The organism is Exiguobacterium sp. RIT452, from assembly GCF_003598705.1.
Classification (GTDB): domain Bacteria; phylum Bacillota; class Bacilli; order Exiguobacteriales; family Exiguobacteriaceae; genus Exiguobacterium_A; species Exiguobacterium_A undae.
In genome coordinates, this window is the sequence record NZ_QXJB01000002.1 from 584,369 (window position 1) to 604,451 (window position 20,083).

Below are 20,083 nucleotides of genomic sequence, written 5' to 3' on the forward strand. Positions count from 1 at the left end.
GATGCAGCGTGAGGACACCTTACTTCAAATCTCGACGATGATGGCCTTGCTCGATGGTGTTTTTGAGAGCGAAACGAGTTATGCCTCCATTCTCGAAGGACACGACTTTGGAATCGGAACGTTTGATCACCTCGATGGTGAAATGATTGGTTTTGACGGTTCCTTCTATCAACTCCGGTCGGACGGCAGCGCACGTCCTCTTGATCCGGAGACGACCACTCCCTTTTGTTCACTGACACGGTTCACGCCGGAACAGACACTGTCCGTCAATCAGGAAATGACAAAACAGGATTTTGAACAGTGGTTGAGTGAACAACTCGGTACAATCAACAGTTTTTATGCTGTCCGGATCGAAGGACAGTTCAGTGAAGTCAAGACACGGACTGTCGCCCGCCAAGAAAAACCATTCCGTCCGATTACGGAAGCCGTGGCCACGCAAAGCGCCCGGACGTTCGAGCAGACGGAAGGCACACTGGCCGGCTATTACACACCCCGGTTTGGTCACGGTATCGCCGTCGCCGGTTATCACCTTCACTTCATCGACAAGGAACGAAGTGGCGGCGGCCACGTGTTTGACTATACGGTCAATCGCGTGACGGTCACGTTCGAGGAGAAACCACGGCTCGACCTTCGGCTGCCGACGACAACTGCTTACCGCGAGGCGGATCTCGAAAGTCACGATATCGAACAAGAAATCAAAATTGCAGAAGGCTAAAAAAAACGTGTGGACACAGTGATGTTGTGTCCACACGTTTTTTCGTGATCCGGTCCAAAAAGAGTCAATCAATACTCATCCTTGATCCGGTTCAAGTAACTGTTCTAAAAAAAGATAACTGTCTTCAGCATCAGGATGAGCCGTATCTTCATACCAATAAATCGACAACACGGCTTGGGCAACAACGTACCAGTGCATCCGTTGTTTTAATTCAGCCGTTAGGGGATGACCGTAACTTGCGAACCATTCCGGCCAAAATTCCTCATCCACATAACTGTACAACATCATTCCGAGATCATACGCCCGGTCGGCGATGATGGCATCATCCCAATCATTTAGATACAAATGACCATCTGTCCCGATTAACCAATTGTTATGGTTCAAATCCGAGTGGCAGACGACTTGTTCATCCGTTCTGACGTATGGCAACTGATCGGATAAATAATCGATCGCCTGCTCAATGAGTTGCGGTTGTGCGAGATCGTTTGGTTGGAAGTATAAACGACACTGCCGCAACAGTTCATCCGGCTCGATTGGTCGTTGATCCAGTTGTTGCAACATAAACAGCAACTCTTTGGAATCATGAATCTTACCGAGCAATCGGGCGACTTCCGGTCGTTCCATCATCTCCGGCTCAAGTTCCTGTCCTTCGATGAATTGTTGCGCGCTGATGACATCGCCGCTGTAAATTCGTTTTGTCCAAAGCAGCTTCGGTACGATGCCGTCCGCTGATAAAATCGCCAGAAAAGGCGAGGAGTTTCGTTTTAAAAAGAGTTTCGATTGGCCGGTCGAAGCGATGTAGGCTTCTCCCGTGATTCCACCTGCTGGCGTAAGGGTCCAGCCTTCGCCAAGCGCATCTAAAATATCTAATTCCATTATAATCCGCTCAACTTTTTAGTAGATTTGCCTGAGGGCACAAAGTTTATCTTAACATGTTGCGATCGTTGTTGACAACGGAAGGACCGTGATCTGCGCTACACCTTTCTCAATCGGTGTGACGGAGGCATAGTCACCCTGAACATGTACGTTCCACCTGCTGTGATCGAGTGCCACCTCAACCGGCTCCATCGTCACATTGTGTACGACCAACGTCCGTTGCCAGGCATCATAGGAATGGACCGCTTCCACTTCGTAGGCGATGACACCCGGACGCATCGGCAAGAAATGAAACAGTTCTTGAATTTGATTGGCGCGATGAAGGCGGAACCCACCATGCATCCGGCGGATTTGTAGGATGTTTTTGAGGTACTCGACCATTTCAAAATGCTTGTCGCGTAACGTCCAGTCCAGTCGATTGATGGCATCCGGGGCATTGTAGCTGTTCTCGACCCCTTGTTTGGTCCGTCCGAACTCCTGTCCGGCATGAATAAACGGAATCCCCGCTGATAGAAAAATGATCGTTTGGGCAAGTCGACTCATCCGCAAACGGGTCGTTTCCTCGAGATCCGGTCTTGAAAGGAGCAATTTGTCATACAACGTATGGTTATCGTGCGCCTCAACGTAATTGATCGAATAGGTTGGTTCCGGAAAACGCCCGTCTGTCTGGTGGTCAATCGTGACACTGCCCGCCATCCCGTTTCGAACCTCCCCTTCCCGCCAACCGTCACCGGAGATGAATCCCCGATCGGTTTCGCTAAATGTCGATCCCTTTAAAGCATCACGGAAGACATCGTTAAAATGGGCAATACCCGGCATCTGTGACGCCAAGGAACTGATTGCTTTTTGACGATACGGCAACGGCGTCGCCAAATCCCATCCTTCTCCGTATACGAGAATGGTCGGATCAATGACATCCAGTGCAGAACGAACGGCATTCATCGTTTCGATGTCGTGAATCCCCATCAAATCAAATCGGAAGGCATCAATCCGGAAGACTTCAGCGAAGTACGTCAAACAGTCTACGATCAGTCGCCTCATCATAAAGCGCTCCGATGCTGTATCGTTTCCGACGCCCGTCCCGTTCGCGAGCGTACCGTCCAGTTCATACCGGAAATAATAACCCGGCACCAGGTGTTCCAGTGCCGATCGTTCACGGATGTACACGTGATTCATGACGACATCAAACGTCACCCGAATTCCTGCCGCATGCAATCGCTCGATCATCTCGACGTACTCTAAAATCCGGACCGCAGGATCAGACGGATCGCTCGCATAACTTCCCGCCAGTGCGAACCACTGCTCAGGATCATATCCCCAGTTATACGGAAGGCGGCTTTTTTCTTCTGTCGTTGAAAAGAAATGAACCGGAAGCAATTGCATGTGCGTCACGCCGAACTCAAGTAAATAATCCAGTCCTGTCATCCGCCCTTCCGGCGAAACAGTTCCCGACTCCGAGACCCCTACATATTGTCCCGGGTGCGTTGAACCTGACGACGGATCAATCGTAAAATCGCGAATATGAGCTTCATAAACAATCGCATCCGTCGGTTTGATCAGGATCGGTCGCTTTTGTCGTTTAGGAAAACGTTGTCGAATTTCATGTTCTACATCAAGCAACACGCCAAAACGTCCGTTGACACTGATTGCTTTGGCATAAGGATCGACGATTTCCGTCGTTCCGAGGTACGTCGTGACGCGGTAACGGTACAAGCAATGTTCGCGTTGACGCGGCAACACTAAACGGTGTACGCCCCGCTCTGCTCGAACCAGCTCAATTGTTTCCAGTTCTTCTTCTTCCGGCGTGTACAGAACACACTCAATCTGTTCTGCCAGCGGCGACCAGACATGCAATGTCATGGTTTCTTTCTGCATGACCAACCCTAAAGGACCTTCGTAACTGTATCTGCTGTCAAATAACAACGTTCGGACGATTCGACTCGGAAGGACACGGTACCGCTCCTGATTCATAAATACAACTTCATAACAACGCTCTATGTCAACGGAACGATCAAGCATCAGTGTCAATGTGACGCGCCCGTCCCGTTCTTCCTGATTGCTGATTTGGTAGTCGATCGGCTGTCCGTCGGATATCAAAACAAAGTCTTCTTGCGAAAACCATGTCGTCGTCTCCATCGAGATGGTTTGAAATGTCATGAACTCGGCTGAGATGAGTTTGATTTGTTGTGTTCCCGATTCACTGTTTATCATCTGTTCGCGCGACAATCGGCGATCTTGTCGCTTCCCTCCTCATTCCCGAATCCGTTCGTTTTCCTGACTGTTAAGTGCCATCTGAAAAGTAATGGACGCCGTTTCCTTTAATATTTGTTCACAGACCCGCATTTGAAACGCTTTTGTGTGCGGCGCGGACGCGTTCATTTTCCGCAACCACTCCGTGAAATCCACTTTACTGACATAGGTCGTTGTCGTTTCCTTCGGGATTTGATCAAAGTACCCTTGCGAAGCGATGACGACGCGTTCGATCGGTAACATAAAGTCCACCCCAAGAATCGTTCGCAGGACATCTTCCGTCCGTTTCAAGCTGATCAACGGGTTGACGATATTTTTCGGAGAGGCTTTAAAAGGCTGTTCCCGCCAAAGTTTGCTTCGTTTGATATGATAGATACTTTCTTCCCCGTCCAGCCAATCGAGCACATAGATTGCCGACGGACCGACGATAAAGGGACTGAGTTCGACTTCACCTTGCTGATAATAAATGACGGCACGATAAAACATTCCGTACTGATCATTCAGCAGATGCAGCATTTGATAAAAATCCAGATGCCGTCTTAACGGTAACCGCCAAATGTCTTCTTCCGTCGCACCACCGGCGACATAAATCAGCTTTTGGACTTCCACTCGTTTTTTATACCATTTCTCAAAAGCCGACTTTGAAATTTGTTTTCCGGGGACTTGAAACACTTCCGCTTTTTTAAAGGGTTGCCACCATTTCTTAGGACGGACGATGGTTTCACCCGGAAACAGTTCACCGGTCTCCCATTTTTTTAAGACGTTTGCATGATCCACAATCTGTTGTTCCTTAAAACGTTTTGAAACTTCCAATGGATTTCGTTCATAGCGGCTTTCCAAATCATACAGTTTCATCAATAATGCCATCGTGTCACCTCATTGTTTCTTCCCGATTCGAAACCGTGTATCAGCCTGATAACGCGGTCGATCGGCGGGGCAAATTTTATAGAGAACGATTTCTTTCACGGATATGCTGAAAGAAGGAGTTTGTTCCGGTGGAAGCAGGGACACTTCTTGATTCCACTTTTTCGCCAGGGTGATGTGCGGAACAAACGGTTTAGAAGGCTCGGGATCCAGTTGAGCCGCGAGTTGAACTAACGTTTCTTCACGCCGCGGACCAACGGCAAACACACGAGGTCGTTCCGCCAGACCAAACCGTTCGAGATGATCCACTTCTAATGTAAAAGGAGAAATCGTTTGAGCGATTTCTGCCAGACGTTGTCGCCAATTCAGTAGCTCTGACTCTGTCAGTGCACCCAAAAATCGAAGGGTCAGATGATATTCATCCGGTTCGTACACCGTCTTGTAGTAATCATGCAATTTTAATGCGGACGCATACTGTGTCAGCGTTTCGTCCGCTGTCGAAAGAGCAATGAAATAATGTTGTTCCACGCGGATCACTCCTTGATTTTTGCGCTGATCAAATACAAACAAGCACCTAACAAGCTACTACCTGTATATACCCAAAATACCGCATAGATGGTGCTTTGATCAAAAACAATCCCGCTCATTAAGTTAAACAAAGCAGTCGCAAGACCTGTCGTTGTCGCCATATAGGTACTGACTGCCGTCGCGACCGTCGAAGGCGGGACAAGCGAGCGCACGTAGTCGAGCGCAACAGGAATCAGTAATCCGATGATCAGTCCTTGCAGGGCAGCGAGTAGCCATAACGTATAAATGGGTGGTTCCAGTGCCAAGATACCGGTTCGTAAGGCCGATAATAAAGAGACGAACACCAGGACAGGGATCGGACCAACCCGCATCATCACCCGTGTCGCAATACGCATGAACGGAATTTCACATAAGACTGCCACAAAAAATAACGTGCCGACGAGTGCCGTCGATTCGCCGCGAATCGTCACGTAGCTCCCAAAATAATAGTTATTCGCGAAAATCGGACCGAAAATCAGACTTCCCCCGGCTAAAAAAAGCAAAAACCGTTTATTCGAAAACAGTTTAGCTAACGGTACGTGCTCGCGCGTGACGGACTCGACCGTTTCTTCTTCGATTCCGATCAGGACCAGAAAGCCGAGGACCATGGCTGCTCCACTCGCGTAAAAGATGGCACCGAGTGTCCCCTGTTCCGTCACCTGCCCTAAAATGAACACGGCAAGCGCAAAACCGGCAGAACCAAACAAGCGTAAGGCTCCGTAATCCACAGACTTTCTTTTCGAGAACTCAATCGCCAACGTGTCGACGAGCGGAATGTGCGCGCATTGGAACAGTGCCCACAGGGAAGCAATCAACAGCAACAAGAGATATACGGATGTCAGCAAATAACTGAGCGTCAAGACACCGGCTGCAAGCAAAGCGACAAGCAACAATCGTTTCGGACGGCCGAACCGATCGGCTGCCATTCCCCATAACGGTTGCAGGACAATCGACAGGATTGGACCGATTGCGACAATCGTTCCAATTTCGGAAGCCGATAGCTGAAACGCATCATTTGAAAAATAAAGCGTTAAATATGGAATAAGTGCACCTTGCCCAAAAAAGATGAAAAAATAGAGTGCTTGGAAATGATATTTTTGACGATGAATCACAATCGACTCCCTTTTAAGAATCAATCCCCCTATCACGATGGATGCGGGGGATTCATTTCATATAAAATTCACGGACAGATAAACGTCCGGTTAGTGCTTGTTGACGTCATTTTGCCAATTCGTAAATTGCTTCTGCATAAATGGCGACTGCTAACAGCAACTCTTCGAAATCGACATACTCGTCGACTTGGTGCGCCACTTCTGGTCCACCCGGGAAGACCGGTCCAAAAGCAACTCCAGCCGTCAGCGAACGGGCGTATGTGCCGCCACCGATGGCGATCAAGTCTGCTTTTTGGTTGGTCTGCCGTTCATAGACGGCACTCAGCGTGCGAACCAATTCATGATCCGGATCGACATGGTGCGGTGTCATATGTGTGCGTGTTTGTAATTCAAAGCCGTATGCGATCGCAGCTTCTTTGATCAGTTGCAACCGTTCCGTAAAATCGGCACTGTATGGATAACGAATGTTGATCGAAGCTGTTCCTTGACCGTTCTCATAACGGAACACACCTCCGTTGATCGTCAAGTCTCCCGTTTCGTCCGATGCCGCAACACCAAGCGCAACACCACGGGAATCGCGGAACATATGCATCGCCATCTCGATGTAACGGCGACCATTGTAATCCAGATGAAGTGTACTTAAGAAACGCGCCAAATGGAGCGCTGCATTTTTACCGTTGTCCGGCTCCATCGCATGCGCCGCGACTCCGATTACCTCAAAGACGAGTCCTTCTGCCGTCTGCTTCACGGTTCCCGTCAATCCTTGTTCTTCCAGATGCTGATGGAATGAATCTTCAATCGTGCCGTACTCCGCAACATGAACAGTTGCTGTCGCATGTCCCGGAACCATATTTGGACGTTCTCCGCCTTCAAAACGGACGAGTTGGTAGCCGGTGTCCGCTGCTTGAACGGGTTTACCCTGTGTCAGCAAACCATCGTACAATCCTTTTTCCGCATTGATGATCGGGAAATCGGCGTCCGGTGCAAATCCAAGCGTCGGCATTTCTTCATGTTTGAAGTAATGGTTCACACAACGCCATTCGCTTTCTTCATCTCCGCCTGCAATCAAGCGAATTCGTTTGGAAAGAGGCAAACCTAATTCCTTAACGATTTTCAACGCGTAATACGCCGCCATCGTCGGTCCTTTATCATCGATTGCTCCCCGAGCGTACAACTTTCCATCTGAAAGCGTCGGATTAAACGGTCCATACGTCCAGTTATCGCCTCCGGCAGGGACGACGTCCAAGTGACATAAAATCCCGAGTAATTCCTCTCCTTGACCGTATTCAAGATGTCCGGCATAACCGTCGACATTTTTCGTGATGAATCCATCCCGTTCTCCGAGCGCAAGCATCCAATCGAGTGCACGTTTGACTTCTCCCCCAAACGGTGCCCCTTCTTGAATCGTCGTCTCATCGAGGATACTTGGAATCCGCAACAGGTCTTTTAAATCGGTTAAAAGATCTTCGCGTCGAGCCAATACTTCTTCTTTCCAATTAACCATTTGACTTCTCTCCCTTATCCGCTAATTCGTTCATCTCTAAGTATAGCGAAAATTTGACATTTACGAACATCCAAAATACTAAATCTTTTGTCATTAGCTTTTAAACGAACATTAACGTCATAAAAAAGACTATTCATTCGTTAATGAGTATTGATTGAATGTGTGTTTTTTGAAAACGTTCGGTTAAATTACTTGCATTCTATAGCAAAAGCGTTATACTAAAGGCGAAACAACTTAATGAATCATCGTCTTTTGTCACCCGAAGCTTTAGAACACTATTCTATCCATTGGGGGAGTGGTTATACCAATGAAAGATTCTACAGACCGTATGTTGACCCGGATTAAATCGATTTATCTCTATATTAATGAGAACGGAGCTACTACGACAGCAGACTTGGTTGAAGAGTTCGGCATTACGTCAAGAACCGTCCAGCGTGACTTGAATGTGCTCGAATATAACAACCTCATTGTAAGCCCAAGACGCGGTACTTGGACATCAAGTAAAAAACAACGACAAGCCGGCTGATTAAGATGTTTCATCACACTATTTTCTGTTACGACGCGAATCCTTCGCGTCTTTTTTTGTTATTTTTTTTTCAAGCAGGGTATATCTAGTTTGAGAAGGAGATGAGCTTATGAATATTTTAATTATTGGAGCAAACGGAACAACAGGTCGGAAAATGGTGGAATTGATCGGCAAACAGGGACAGCATCAAGCCATTGCCGTCGTACGGGAAGAAAATCAAATCAATGATTTGATCGCACTGGGTGCTTCTGAAGTCCGCCTCGGTGATTTGACGAAGGACGTTACAGGAGTCGTCAAGGATGCCGACGTCGTGATTTTCGCAGCCGGTGCCGGTGGTGCTTCTGAAGAATTAACACGTGCTGTCGATCAGGATGGTGCCATCAAAGTCATCGATGCGGCAAAAGCAAACGGCATTGAACGCTTCTTGATGCTCAGTTCAGTTGGTGCCGATCATCCGCAAGGTGATTTAAAAGTTTACCTTGAATCAAAAGGTGCAGCGGACCGCCATTTAAAAGATAGTGGTCTTGATTATACAATCGTTCGTCCGGGTCCACTCAGCTATGATGAGCCGACCGGTACGATTGAGACAAAAGAACATTTTGAGTCCTATGAGGGACGTGAAGTTCCGCGTGACGATGTCGCAGCACTTTTCGTGACGTTAATCGATCACCCGACACAAACCCGTCAGTTCGAAGTATTAAGTGGTCCATTCCCGATCGCCGAAGCACTTCGCAACCAATAATCGAATAATCGACAAAGGACGCTCTTCCATTAAGAAGAGCGTCCTTTTTTCATTCCGGTTTCCAGTCAAACAAGGCCAACTCGCCTCGTGTCAATTCACGGTATTCCCCTGCTTCAAGCGTCGAATCAAGCGGTAACTGCCCAATCGACAAACGCTTCAGATACGTCACTTCTTTTCCGAGCGCAAGCATCATCCGTTTAACCTGATGGAACTTGCCTTCCGTAATCGTCAACTCGAGTGTCGACGTGTCTTCCGTCGCTTCCAGGATAACCAGCTTACCCGGTTTTGTTTTGTATCCATCTTCAAGTGTCACACCTTCTGCCACTTCCTCGATGTCGTCTTCCGTCAACATACCGATGACTTCGGCATAGTAGACTTTTTCAACATGCTTTTTCGGCGACATCAATGCATGGTTGAATGAACCATCGTTCGTCAGCAACAATAACCCTTCCGTGTCCTTGTCGAGTCGACCAACCGGAAACGGTTTGAAGTAGGTGACATCTTCGAATAATAGATCGATGACGGTTTGATCCCGCTTGTCTTCTGTTGCACTGATCACACCCGGTGGTTTGTTCATCATCAAATAGATGAACTTTTGATACGTGACCGGTTCCCCGTATAAAAGTACGTGTTGCTGTTCCGTATCGACATGTTGCTTCGGATCGTACACGATTTCTCCGTCAACTTGAATCGCACCGGATTTGAGTAATTGTTTTACTTCTTTGCGCGATCCGGCTCCCATGTTTGAGAGTAATTTATCTAGACGCATTTCCTCGTCCTCGTTTCATTGAAAATTTTCGTCCAAGTACAGCTTCTGCCAGTCCACTCCAAATCGCCAGCCCGGCGAATACACCGATTCCGACACCTGCACCGACAATCAAAACTGTCAGCGAACCAAGCATCGTTTCAGGCAGCCAACTCGTTAAGCCCCATTTGACGAGCGCGACACTCGCTCCCATGATGGCACTGAGAATCATGATGAGCGACGTCCGCCGCAAGACCGTGCTGAACGGGAATTTGACCGTTTGCGTGATGCGGAAGAACATTAATCCTGTTGCGACGAGGTACCCGAGTATCGTTGCATACCCGGCACCCGTTCCGTCGCCCACCCAATGAATCAACGGTGCATTGAGCAGATATTTCGTCAGCAGACCGGCAAGCGTCGCGACAATCGTAAAATATTGTCGGTTGATCCCTTGCAGGACAGCCGCCGTGACCGAATAAAGTGCAAGGAACAATGCACTTGGTGCATAACTCAACAGATAGACCCACGCTGCTTGATCTTTCGGGAACAGGACGCGGAATGTTTCTTCACTTAATAAGATCATCCCGACGACAGCCGGAATCGTGACGAAAAAGGCCAGCTGGTAAATTTGCGAAATCTGTTTCCGGACTTTTCGCATATCGCCTTGTGTAAAAGATGCCGTCAACAGAGGTGTCGCCGATAACGACAACCCGGTTGCAACCGACACCGGAATCAAGACGATTTTATGACTATCTGCAATCAGATAGGCCGTCGCATTTCCTGCTGCTTCCAACGTATAACCGATGCTTTGTAAGGCCGCATTCATCGTATTTTGATCGATGACCTGATAGAGCGGTGTTGATAAGCCGACCATGACGATCGGAATCGCATAAGTTAACAACTCTTTATACAGACCGGACAGCGGGCGGTCGGGTGACACGACCGTTTGACCGTCACGCATGGCTTTCAGACCGGGTGCCCGTTTGCGGAAGTAGTAGACAAGCACGGCGACGCTTCCGATCGCACCGATGAAGGCACTGAACGTCGCAATCGTCGCGGCCCAGGCCGCATCTGAATCAAACAAATAAATCGCGATGCTGACACCGGCCAGTAAAAAGATGATGCGGACAATCTGTTCCAGAATTTGCGAAATCGCCGTCGGTCCCATCGATTGGTACCCTTGGAAATATCCACGCGTCATACTCATTGCCGGAATCAGTATCAAGGCGAAACTGACACCACGAATCGTCATCGTGACGGCATCAATATAGGCTGCCGAATTGACGTCTCCTCCGGGGATCGCACGGTGGGCCAAATACGGAGCCAGTAGAAATAGGGCTAAGAACGAAATCACACCGGTAATGGACATGATTTTCAGTCCTGAACGGTACAACCGTTCACTCGTATCATATTCCCCCATCGCATTGTACTTCGCGACAAACTTCGAGACCGCAACCGGGATACCGGCCGTCGCAAGACCAATCATGATGGCATAATAGTTATAGGCGTACGTATAAAACATGATACCTGTCGCTCCGACCATAAACTGGAACGGAAACAGATAGATCAAACCAAGGGCTCGTGAAATGAGTGATGCGCCCGACAGCAGCATCGTTCCACGAACAAAGCCGGTATTGCTTGATGAAGTCTCTTGTTTTTTGCTGACAGTGGACATGATAACCTTCCTCGCACTTTCTATTTTTCTTGAATCGACCGACGTCTCAATATACAAGTTCTCTCTTGCACAATTGCAAATCATTATACCGCTCAGCTTCCATAAAAGAAAGAGACGGTTTGTTTACAGAACAAACTTCTGCTAAAGTGGAACAAGCAGAATCTAACGAATGAGGTGACCACATGTATGATGTAATCGTAATCGGAGGCGGGCCCAGCGGCTTAATGGCAACACTCGCCTCGTTACAGGCAGGAGCAAAGACGCTCTTGCTCGATAAAGGAAGTAAACTCGGTCGGAAACTTGCCATTTCCGGCGGCGGTCGATGTAACGTCACGAACCGTAAACCACTGGAGGAACTCGTTCAATCGATTCCGGGAAACGGCCGTTTCCTCTACAGTGCCTTTTCCCAGTTCAATAATGAATCGATCATCGAACTGTTCGAAGGGTTCGGTGTGGCCTTAAAAGAAGAAGACAACGGACGGATGTTTCCCGTTTCCGATAAAGCGGCCGATGTCGTCCGCGTTTTGATTGATCAAATCCGGCAACACGGTGCAGAAATTCAGATAAATGCCGAAGTCGCGACCCTTGATTTCCATCCGGACGGTTCGTTCGCAGCCGTTTTATTGGCTGACGGGACCCGACTTGAAGCCAAAAGCTGTGTCGTCGCTGTCGGCGGACAATCGGTGCCGCATACGGGATCAACCGGCGACGGTTATCCGTGGGCACAAAAAGCCGGTCATACGATTACGGAGCTTTTCCCGACGGAAGTTCCGATCTTGCTAAACGATTCGTTTATCCAGGAAAAAACGTTACAAGGTCTGTCGTTACGTGACGTCGCCTTGACTGTTCACGGAAAAAAGGACAAGCCGATCAAAACGCATACCGGTGACTTACTGTTCACCCATTTTGGACTGAGTGGTCCGATTGCTTTACGTTGCAGTCAATATACGATCAAGGAACGAAAACGCTCCGGTGAACGGGTTGTTCATCTTTCGATTGACATGTTCCCCGAAGAATCAATTGGTGCTTTGACCGAACGTTTCCAAGCTGCCTTGTCGGCGAATCCGAAAAAAACGGTCCGCAATGCGTTTAAAGGTTTTGTGCCGGAACGGCTGCTCGATCTGTTATTCGCCCGAATCGGTTTTGGTGACGAAGTCTGCACTCAAATCAAAAAACAAGACTTCACCGAGTTTCTGGCGACACTTAAGCGGTTCCCGCTTCAAGCCATCGGGACACTCGATTTTGATAAAGCATTCGTTACGGGAGGCGGAGTGTCCATCAAGGAAATCCAGCCGAAAACGATGATGTCAAAGAAAGCCGACGGATTGTTTTTTGCCGGCGAAATCTTAGATATCCACGGCTACACCGGTGGTTACAACATTACGGCTGCTTTCGTGACCGGACACTGCGCCGGGACGAACGCTGCCCTCACAGCGACATAAAAAAAGGCTAGTTCCGTCAGGGAGCTAGCCTTTTTAATCGATTGGCGTAAAGGAACGACTCGAAAACTTGTCCGTCTCAATCAGAGCAAATAACTCATTGTCCTGAACAAATATTCCTTCCGCACCGTATACTTTCGGGCTGGCTGACTCTCCTGTGATTGTCACATCCTTCGTATCAATCGAATACAGGTATAACGCTTCCGAATCAAGCGTATAAATCCGACCTTGTCGTTCGGCAAGACCAATCGGTCGGAAGTTCTCCGTAAAGGCTTTTTTGACATCACTGCGCATTCCGCCTGCCGTATCGATGCGTTTTCGGGCGACGACCGTCAAATACGGTGGTTTTTGTTTTTTCTTTAGCAACCGCTTTTCTTTGGCCGTCGCATCCGGATCGATTTTAAGTTCATCTTGCTTCGTCGCAAAATACGTCAACTCGCTTCGATTTAAGGAACGAATATGGTTGATCGTATAAAACTGTTTTTCTTTCATATCGTAACCAAGTCCGTGAAAACTGTCCCGAATCGTCGTACCGGCTACTTTTTCCCGTTTGTCTTCCTTCCAGACGCCGTCTTCTCGCTTCACAGTCACCAGAATCTGATTGGAAGTCAGCAAGGCGACAGTTTCTCCGTCGACGAGTGTCATGCCGTCCAGTCCTGACAACATTAACTTTCCATCCTCTTCAATTTGGAAAGAGGCATTGATCCGTTCACCGGTTCCACTGATTTCAAAAAAGCGATAATCTTCCGTCACGACGAGATACGAGCCGATCGAATCATCGTATAACATCTGCTGGACATTTTTGATCAACGGTTCTTCCGGATTCGGAATCGAAGAAGGTGTTTTAGGCGGAACTTGTTTCACTGCTGCCTGATGTTTGGATTGTGTCTCAATTTTTGCAAAGGTCTCTTGGATTTGTGCCACCGTTTCCGGTTTCGAGAAAACGAGCAACACGCAAAGAATCAGACCGGAGACAACGGCAAAAATCGTTGTATAGACTATATAAGTTCGTTTCATTTACACAAATCGCCTTTCTGTCTCGGTTTCTGATTCAGTTTAGCAGAAGGCGCCCTAAAAAAAAAGCGGACTTGCGACGGATATCGACAAAAACCCCTCATCCTGAATGCTTCAGACGAGGGGTTTTTTGTTAGTTCGCTACGATGTTAATCAATTTCTTCGGAACGACAATCACTTTCCGAACCGTTTTATCGCCGATCCACTCTTGCGTTTTTTCATCCGCAAATGCAAGTGTTTCAATTTCTTCTTTTGTTGCGTCGATACCGATGACGAGTTTCGAACGGACTTTCCCGTTGACTTGAATGACGAATTCCATCGTATCACTCACGAGTTTCGTCTCGTCAAATGTCGGCCAAGCGGCATACGTCAACGTGTCATCAAAACCAAGTTGTTCCCATAACTCTTCACCGAGGTGCGGCGCAACCGGTGTCAACAATTGAACGAATCCACGCAGGAAGTGACGCGGTAATACAGGTTGTTTGTTCGCTTCGTTGACGAAGACCATCAACTGCGAGATTCCTGTGTTGAATTGAATATTCGTAAAGTCTTCCGTTACTTTTTTGACCGTCTGATGGTAAACGCGTTCAAAGTCCGCATCGACCGTCGTCACGTCTTGAATATCAGCTGTCCGTTCGAACAGACGCCAGACACGATCCAGGAAGCGACGTGCTCCATCGAGTCCATTTTCAGACCACGAAACGGACGCATCCAGTGGTCCCATGAACATTTCATATAAACGAAGCGTATCAGCTCCGTGTGATTTGACGATTTCATCCGGATTGATGACGTTTCCGCGTGATTTCGACATCTTTTCGTTGTTTTCGCCAAGGATCATCCCTTGGTTATATAGTTTCTGGAACGGTTCCTTCGTCGGTACGACACCGATGTCGTACAAGACTTTATGCCAGAAACGGGCGTACAGCAAGTGAAGAACGGCATGCTCTGCTCCACCGATATAAATGTCGACCGGTAGCCAGTACTTTAATTTCTCCGGATCCGCGATTGCGTCTTCGTTATGCGGATCGATGAAACGAAGATAGTACCAGCAGCTTCCGCCCCATTGCGGCATCGTGTTCGTTTCACGGCGCCCTTTGAGTCCAGTGACGGGATCCGTGTAGTCAAGCCAGTCTTCAGCAAGCGCAAGCGGCGATTCTCCCGTACCGGAAGGCTTGATTTCAGGAATGATTGGTAACTCAAGTGGTAATTCCGATTTATCCAATGTTTTCATCGTTCCGTCTTCCATATGGACGACCGGAATCGGTTCGCCCCAGTACCGTTGACGGCTAAACAACCAGTCCCGTAGACGGAAGGTAATCTTCTTACGGCCGACTTGGTTCGTCTCCAGTTCCGCGATGATCGTGTCGATCGCATCTTGTTTTGAAAGTCCGTCGAGCATCTGTGAGTTGACGTGTTCGCCTTCTCCTGTATATGCCGCTTCCTCAACGTTACCGCCTTGTACGACTTCAATGATCGGAAGGTCAAACTGTTTCGCAAACTCGTGATCCCGCTCATCGTGTGCCGGAACTGCCATGATGGCTCCCGTGCCGTAAGTTGACAAGACATAGTCCGCGATCCAAATCGGAAGACGTTCGCCAGAAATTGGATTGACGGCAAATGCGCCTGTGAAGACACCCGTTTTTTCTTTCGCGAGATCCGTCCGTTCCAAATCAGATTTTGTCTGAACTGACGCAATGTACGTGTTGACGGCTTCCGCGTGATCGGCTGTCGTGATATCCGAAACAAACGGATGCTCCGGCGCAAGGACAAGATAAGTCGCTCCAAATACGGTATCCGGACGCGTCGTGAAGACCGTCACTTGTTTTTTGTGCCCGTCAATCGTAAAGTCGATTTCCGCCCCTTCCGATTTACCGATCCAGTTCCGTTGCATTTCCTTGACGGATTCCGGCCAATCGAGCTCGTCCAAATCTTCCAATAACCGTTCAGCGTAATCCGTAATCTTCAAGACCCACTGACGCATCGGGACACGGACGACCGGATGGTTTCCGCGTTCAGATAAGCCGTCGATGACTTCTTCGTTCGCAAGCACGGTTCCGAGCGCCGGGCACCAGTTGACGGCGACTTCATCGACAAACGCGAGTCCTTTTTCATACAACTGCGTAAAGATCCACTGTGTCCATTTGTAGTATTTCGGATCCGTCGTATTGATTTCACGGTCCCAATCGTAAGAAAATCCTAAATCTTTTAACTGACGTTTAAACGTCTCGATGTTTTGAGCGGTGAACTCCCGCGGATCATTTCCCGTATCAAGGGCGTATTGTTCCGCCGGCAGACCAAATGCATCCCATCCCATTGGGTGAAGGACGTTATAACCTTGCATCCGTTTCATACGGGCGAGGATATCCGTTGCCGTGTATCCTTCCGGGTGTCCGACATGCAGTCCTGCTCCCGATGGATAAGGAAACATGTCTAGCGCATAAAACCCTTCTTTTTCTGGATCTTCTGTTGTTACGAACGCATTGTCTTGTTCCCAACGCGCTTGCCACTTTGGTTCGATCTCGCGATGATTGTACGGCATCTCTATTCCTCCTCTGAATATACAAAAAACCGGTCTCCGCCCCTAGGAATAGGGACGAAAGACCGGTTTGTCTCCCGCGGTACCACCCACGTTGTCTGCCGAGACAGACCACTTGATTCACGGATAACGGTGTGAAGGACCGGATTCGCTACTTCTGTTCACGAATCATGCTCCCTGACGAGTTCACGGACGATTCCGACTGGTTTGCACCGACCACCAGCTCTCTAAACGGAATGACTCCCTTACTACTTCAGTTCGTCGCAATTGACTATCTATATGTTAGTGTAAGCTGAATCTTCCCTTATCGTCAACGGTTCCGTAAAATTTCTCCGATTGCCGCATGCGACGAGACGACGTGGTCCGCGTGATGCAGGATTTGTGTCGGCATCCGATCATCCAGCAAGGCGATGACTTCCATTCCGGCTTCCTTCGCCCCGATCATCCCGTTCGCTGCATCTTCAATCACGATACAAGCCTCCGGTGCTTGGTCAATCCGTTGTGCCGCCAAGCGGAAAATCGCCGGATCCGGCTTCGACCGCGGGACTTCAAATCCGCTCGTGTACGCATCGACCGTCAATCCGTAATGTGTGATGACGCGTTTGATTTTTTCAAGTGAACTCGATGACGCAATGGCCACCTTGTACCCCTCCGTCCGCGCAAGCGCCATCAACTCGTGGACACCGTCTTTTAAGCCACACTCTTCCGGCTTGGCATGCTGTTGAAATAATTCATGTTCAAGCGCAAGCAACGATTCCGTCGAATGCGGCAAATCATGTTGGGTGATCAGTTCCTGCCACATTTCGTCCCCTGTTTTCCCCATGAACGTCGCGTATTGAACACGATCGAGCGGAATCGCTAATGTCCGGAACATCTGCTGATGCACTTTAAAATATTGAATTTCACTATCCAGGATGACACCATCCATATCAAAAATCAGACCGGTTTTTTTCATTGTTTTCCCTCCCTCCGATAGCGTACCAAAAAAAATGACAGTCCGCAGACTGTCAGGTCCATTCAAGTCGAGACGACGGTCTCATGATACCGGTACTCGGGAAAATAATTTGCCGCTTCATTCCGACCGTACTGCTTACATAATTGTTCGTAGATCTGCGGCAATAAAACCGTTTTTCCTTGATGGTATTCAAACATCCGGTATCCGGTATAACGGCATTTGCTTTCAAACAAGCTGTCGCGCTCCTTGTAGCCGCCACCCAAATGCTGTTCGACCATTCCCGCAGCTTTTGAGTATAAAATCGCTTCATATTCAAGGCGTTGGTTGGGAAACAGTTTATGCTCGTCCCGCTGACAACCAATCAGATGACCGTGCGCATAGTCATGACCTAATAAGATGAAGTACGCTCCTATTGTCTGTCCCTGCCACTCGGCCATCAATAAGACAGGCCGGCAAAGTTCCGTCGGCTGAAACAATTGTTCAAAGTAGTCTGTCGTAAAATAATAATGTAGCGAAGCGTCTTTTCGGTCCATCGTCTGATAATATAGTTGAATGAATGTCTGTAAATCCTCTTTTGCTCCACAGCGGACCGTCAGTTCAGACGCCAAGGACTTGCGAATCATACTCCGGTTTTTTTTATGGAAGGTCTGTATGATTTCGTCTACAGAGGGGCGGAGATCGATGCTGGTCGTATGTCGAATGAATTCTTTTTCCGTCCATTCCGGAACTTGTTGTTCGTTTTTAGTCAACGGATTAAACCGGATCAGTTCCGAGACGACATGATGTTGTCTTGCCCATTGCCGAAATGACCCTTTGGCCAGTGCCAATTCCTGCGGCGTCAACTTCCCGACAATTTCCGGTCCTCCGTAACCGTAAGGTGTGATGATGTCAAAGTAGGGTGTATCAAAGATTCGCCGTTTTAAAAAAGGATAAAACAATTCGCCCGACTGCCCCTCGAAATAAATCAAACCAGCCGATTCTTCAGAACGTGCGTTCAACTTGACATACTCATAACTGTAAAAAATATCGAGCGGCTTCCCTCTTATGAGTGCCGTCCAAGTGGATTGATCTTCGATGAATATACACTGCCTCATCTTCTTCACCTCCAACACGTGACACGCCGGACAAAACACCATTCCCTTTAATTTGGTTAATTAATTAATTTTTCCTTTTAAAAAATAATTACCCTATTTAATCCATTTTATGCTTTCTCGAGCAATAAAATGGGAGGAAAAGCAACGTACACTTTTCCTCCCTTTGTTCATGGTTGTACTTTTTTGGGAACGGCCCGCATGAATGTAAATCCGGCCACGATAATCAGTCCGATTAACGTCAAGAAGACGGCATTCATTCCTGAGACGTCATAAATCAATCCACCGACGGTCGGACTGATCATCCGTCCGGCCGATGCTGCGATATTGACGTATCCTTGGAACTCCCCTTCTTTTCCGATCGGTGCCAAGCGTGCAGCCATTGCCGGAACAGCCGGCCAGATGAACATTTCCCCGATCGTCAAGATAATCATGGCGACTAAAAACATCTTGAAGCCGCCGGCAAACGGGACAATCAAATAAGACAGCAGGAAGATACCGGTCCCGGTCAACAACTGACGCTTCAAATCATCTCCAAACCACCGCAAGACAGGTGTCAACAACGGTTGTGCAAACACAATCAACGCTCCGTTGATTGTCCAGAGGATCGAATACTCGGAAATCGTAACACCAAGGGATTTCGTATGGACGGCAAATGTTCCCTGCCACTGGACATAGACGAACCATAACAACGCGTAACCAATCGATACGTACAGCATCGTCCGGACAGAAGCTCGCGATAACGGTTCACGTTCTTCGGCTCCTGACGTCGTCGTCTGGCGTTTCAACGAATTCACTTGAATCCAGTTCAGACCAACGAGTAACACCAGCGCAAACAGCAGGTACAAGACAAGATTCGCGATGAAAATAAATTGAATGTCAATCGCCGCAATCTGTCCACTGATTGCCGTTCCAAGCGCAACGCCGACATTTTGGGCGACATAAATCGCGTTAAAGGCGCGTCTTCCGCCTTCCGGCCAGATGACACCTGTCAACGCATAAATCGTCGGGAAAACCATCCCGCCGACAAATCCAATCAATCCAAGCATCAGAACGTATCCGGTGAAAGTCTGGTGGAACATCCATAATCCGACCGAAGCCAGAACGAGACCAACGACACTGATGACAAGTGTCCGTTTACCACCGAGCCGGTCAAACGCTTTTCCTCCAATGTAGTTTCCGACGATGGCAAGCGCCGAGTTGACGAACAACGCCATTCCCGCTTTTGTCATCGATTCGCCTAAATATTCATGAATGTATAATGTATTAAACGGCCATAAAAAAGAGGATCCTGTTGTATTGATCGCCATCGCCAATACCAGAATCCAGACCGCACGAGGTAATTTCGGCATGATCAGTTTCCTCCAATATAGTTTCCAACCTTGCCACTTTACGAAATTGCATCGTACTCTGTCAAGGAACTTCGATTTAAACGAACAATCGGAAAAATGATACAATTGACTAAATGATCG

At 48.2% G+C, this 20,083-nt stretch carries 17 protein-coding genes and 1 other annotated feature; of the genes, 4 read left to right on the top strand and 13 right to left on the bottom strand.

Annotation, left to right across the window (positions count from 1 at the left end):
* Position 1: 1 nt before the first annotated feature.
* Positions 2 to 715, top strand: a complete 714-nt coding sequence (budA, locus tag D3D03_RS08420) for an acetolactate decarboxylase (protein WP_119923321.1) — start codon at positions 2 to 4, stop codon at positions 713 to 715.
* A gap of 75 nt (positions 716 to 790) precedes the next feature.
* Here budA and D3D03_RS08425 read toward each other — a convergent pair whose 3' ends face one another.
* The 6 genes from D3D03_RS08425 to pepV all read right to left on the bottom strand — a co-directional run bounded on the left by D3D03_RS08425 (position 791) and on the right by pepV (position 7,888).
* Positions 791 to 1,591, bottom strand: coding sequence for a phosphotransferase family protein (locus D3D03_RS08425; protein ID WP_026832289.1), 801 nt, complete (start codon positions 1,589 to 1,591; stop codon positions 791 to 793).
* Positions 1,592 to 1,642: 51 nt separating this feature from the next.
* Entirely contained in the window at positions 1,643 to 3,802 is a 2,160-nt protein-coding gene (gene pulA / locus D3D03_RS08430; protein WP_119923322.1) for a type I pullulanase, read from the bottom strand.
* Positions 3,803 to 3,841: 39 nt separating this feature from the next.
* Complete coding sequence (locus D3D03_RS08435) at positions 3,842 to 4,708, bottom strand: hypothetical protein (RefSeq protein WP_119923323.1); 867 nt, start codon at positions 4,706 to 4,708, stop codon at positions 3,842 to 3,844.
* A gap of 9 nt (positions 4,709 to 4,717) precedes the next feature.
* Positions 4,718 to 5,233 carry an RNA 2',3'-cyclic phosphodiesterase gene (gene thpR / locus D3D03_RS08440; RefSeq protein ID WP_119923324.1) on the bottom strand — a complete coding sequence of 172 codons (516 nt, stop codon included), beginning with the start codon at positions 5,231 to 5,233 and terminating at the stop codon, positions 4,718 to 4,720.
* A 5-nt stretch (positions 5,234 to 5,238) separates the two neighbouring features.
* Positions 5,239 to 6,384 carry an MFS transporter gene (locus tag D3D03_RS08445; protein WP_119923325.1) on the bottom strand — a complete coding sequence of 382 codons (1,146 nt, stop codon included), beginning with the start codon at positions 6,382 to 6,384 and terminating at the stop codon, positions 5,239 to 5,241.
* Between the two features lie 106 nt (positions 6,385 to 6,490).
* The gene (gene pepV, locus D3D03_RS08450; protein ID WP_119923326.1) at positions 6,491 to 7,888 is read right to left on the bottom strand and encodes a dipeptidase PepV; all 1,398 of its coding nucleotides are present in this window, start codon (positions 7,886 to 7,888) and stop codon (positions 6,491 to 6,493) included.
* A gap of 307 nt (positions 7,889 to 8,195) precedes the next feature.
* Between pepV and D3D03_RS08455 the strand changes: the two genes are divergently transcribed.
* Together D3D03_RS08455 and D3D03_RS08460 are read left to right on the top strand one after the other, a co-directional pair.
* The gene (locus D3D03_RS08455; RefSeq protein WP_012371138.1) at positions 8,196 to 8,414 is read left to right on the top strand and encodes a DeoR family transcriptional regulator; all 219 of its coding nucleotides are present in this window, start codon (positions 8,196 to 8,198) and stop codon (positions 8,412 to 8,414) included.
* A 109-nt stretch (positions 8,415 to 8,523) separates the two neighbouring features.
* Positions 8,524 to 9,156 (top strand): SDR family oxidoreductase, encoded by a 633-nt coding sequence (locus D3D03_RS08460; RefSeq protein WP_119923327.1) that lies wholly within the window; start codon positions 8,524 to 8,526, stop codon positions 9,154 to 9,156.
* 49 nt (positions 9,157 to 9,205) lie between these two features.
* Here the strand turns inward: D3D03_RS08460 and D3D03_RS08465 are convergent, their stop codons facing one another.
* Together D3D03_RS08465 and D3D03_RS08470 are read right to left on the bottom strand one after the other, a co-directional pair.
* The gene (locus tag D3D03_RS08465) at positions 9,206 to 9,925 is read right to left on the bottom strand and encodes a pseudouridine synthase (RefSeq protein ID WP_119923328.1); all 720 of its coding nucleotides are present in this window, start codon (positions 9,923 to 9,925) and stop codon (positions 9,206 to 9,208) included.
* A complete protein-coding gene (locus tag D3D03_RS08470; protein ID WP_035387580.1) occupies positions 9,912 to 11,576 on the bottom strand; it encodes a putative polysaccharide biosynthesis protein in 1,665 nt (554 codons plus the stop codon). The genes D3D03_RS08465 and D3D03_RS08470 overlap by 14 nt, the downstream gene beginning before the upstream one ends.
* Before the next feature lie 182 nt (positions 11,577 to 11,758).
* Here D3D03_RS08470 and D3D03_RS08475 point away from each other — a divergent pair, with 182 nt between their 5' ends.
* A complete protein-coding gene (locus D3D03_RS08475) occupies positions 11,759 to 13,018 on the top strand; it encodes a BaiN/RdsA family NAD(P)/FAD-dependent oxidoreductase (protein ID WP_119923329.1) in 1,260 nt (419 codons plus the stop codon).
* A 33-nt stretch (positions 13,019 to 13,051) separates the two neighbouring features.
* Here the strand turns inward: D3D03_RS08475 and D3D03_RS08480 are convergent, their stop codons facing one another.
* The 5 genes from D3D03_RS08480 to D3D03_RS08500 all read right to left on the bottom strand — a co-directional run bounded on the left by D3D03_RS08480 (position 13,052) and on the right by D3D03_RS08500 (position 19,963).
* Positions 13,052 to 14,032, bottom strand: a complete 981-nt coding sequence (locus D3D03_RS08480; RefSeq protein WP_026832280.1) for a hypothetical protein — start codon at positions 14,030 to 14,032, stop codon at positions 13,052 to 13,054.
* Between the two features lie 130 nt (positions 14,033 to 14,162).
* Positions 14,163 to 16,568, bottom strand: a complete 2,406-nt coding sequence (gene leuS, locus D3D03_RS08485; RefSeq protein ID WP_026832279.1) for a leucine--tRNA ligase — start codon at positions 16,566 to 16,568, stop codon at positions 14,163 to 14,165.
* A 47-nt stretch (positions 16,569 to 16,615) separates the two neighbouring features.
* Positions 16,616 to 16,836: a binding site (T-box leader), on the bottom strand.
* A 39-nt stretch (positions 16,837 to 16,875) separates the two neighbouring features.
* On the bottom strand, positions 16,876 to 17,520 hold the full coding sequence (locus D3D03_RS08490; RefSeq protein WP_026832278.1) for an HAD family hydrolase: 645 nt from the start codon (positions 17,518 to 17,520) through the stop codon (positions 16,876 to 16,878).
* A gap of 62 nt (positions 17,521 to 17,582) precedes the next feature.
* On the bottom strand, positions 17,583 to 18,614 hold the full coding sequence (locus D3D03_RS08495) for a peptidoglycan bridge formation glycyltransferase FemA/FemB family protein (RefSeq protein WP_158583693.1): 1,032 nt from the start codon (positions 18,612 to 18,614) through the stop codon (positions 17,583 to 17,585).
* Positions 18,615 to 18,781: 167 nt separating this feature from the next.
* Complete coding sequence (locus D3D03_RS08500; protein ID WP_119923331.1) at positions 18,782 to 19,963, bottom strand: MDR family MFS transporter; 1,182 nt, start codon at positions 19,961 to 19,963, stop codon at positions 18,782 to 18,784.
* Between the last annotated feature and the right edge of the window lie 120 nt (positions 19,964 to 20,083).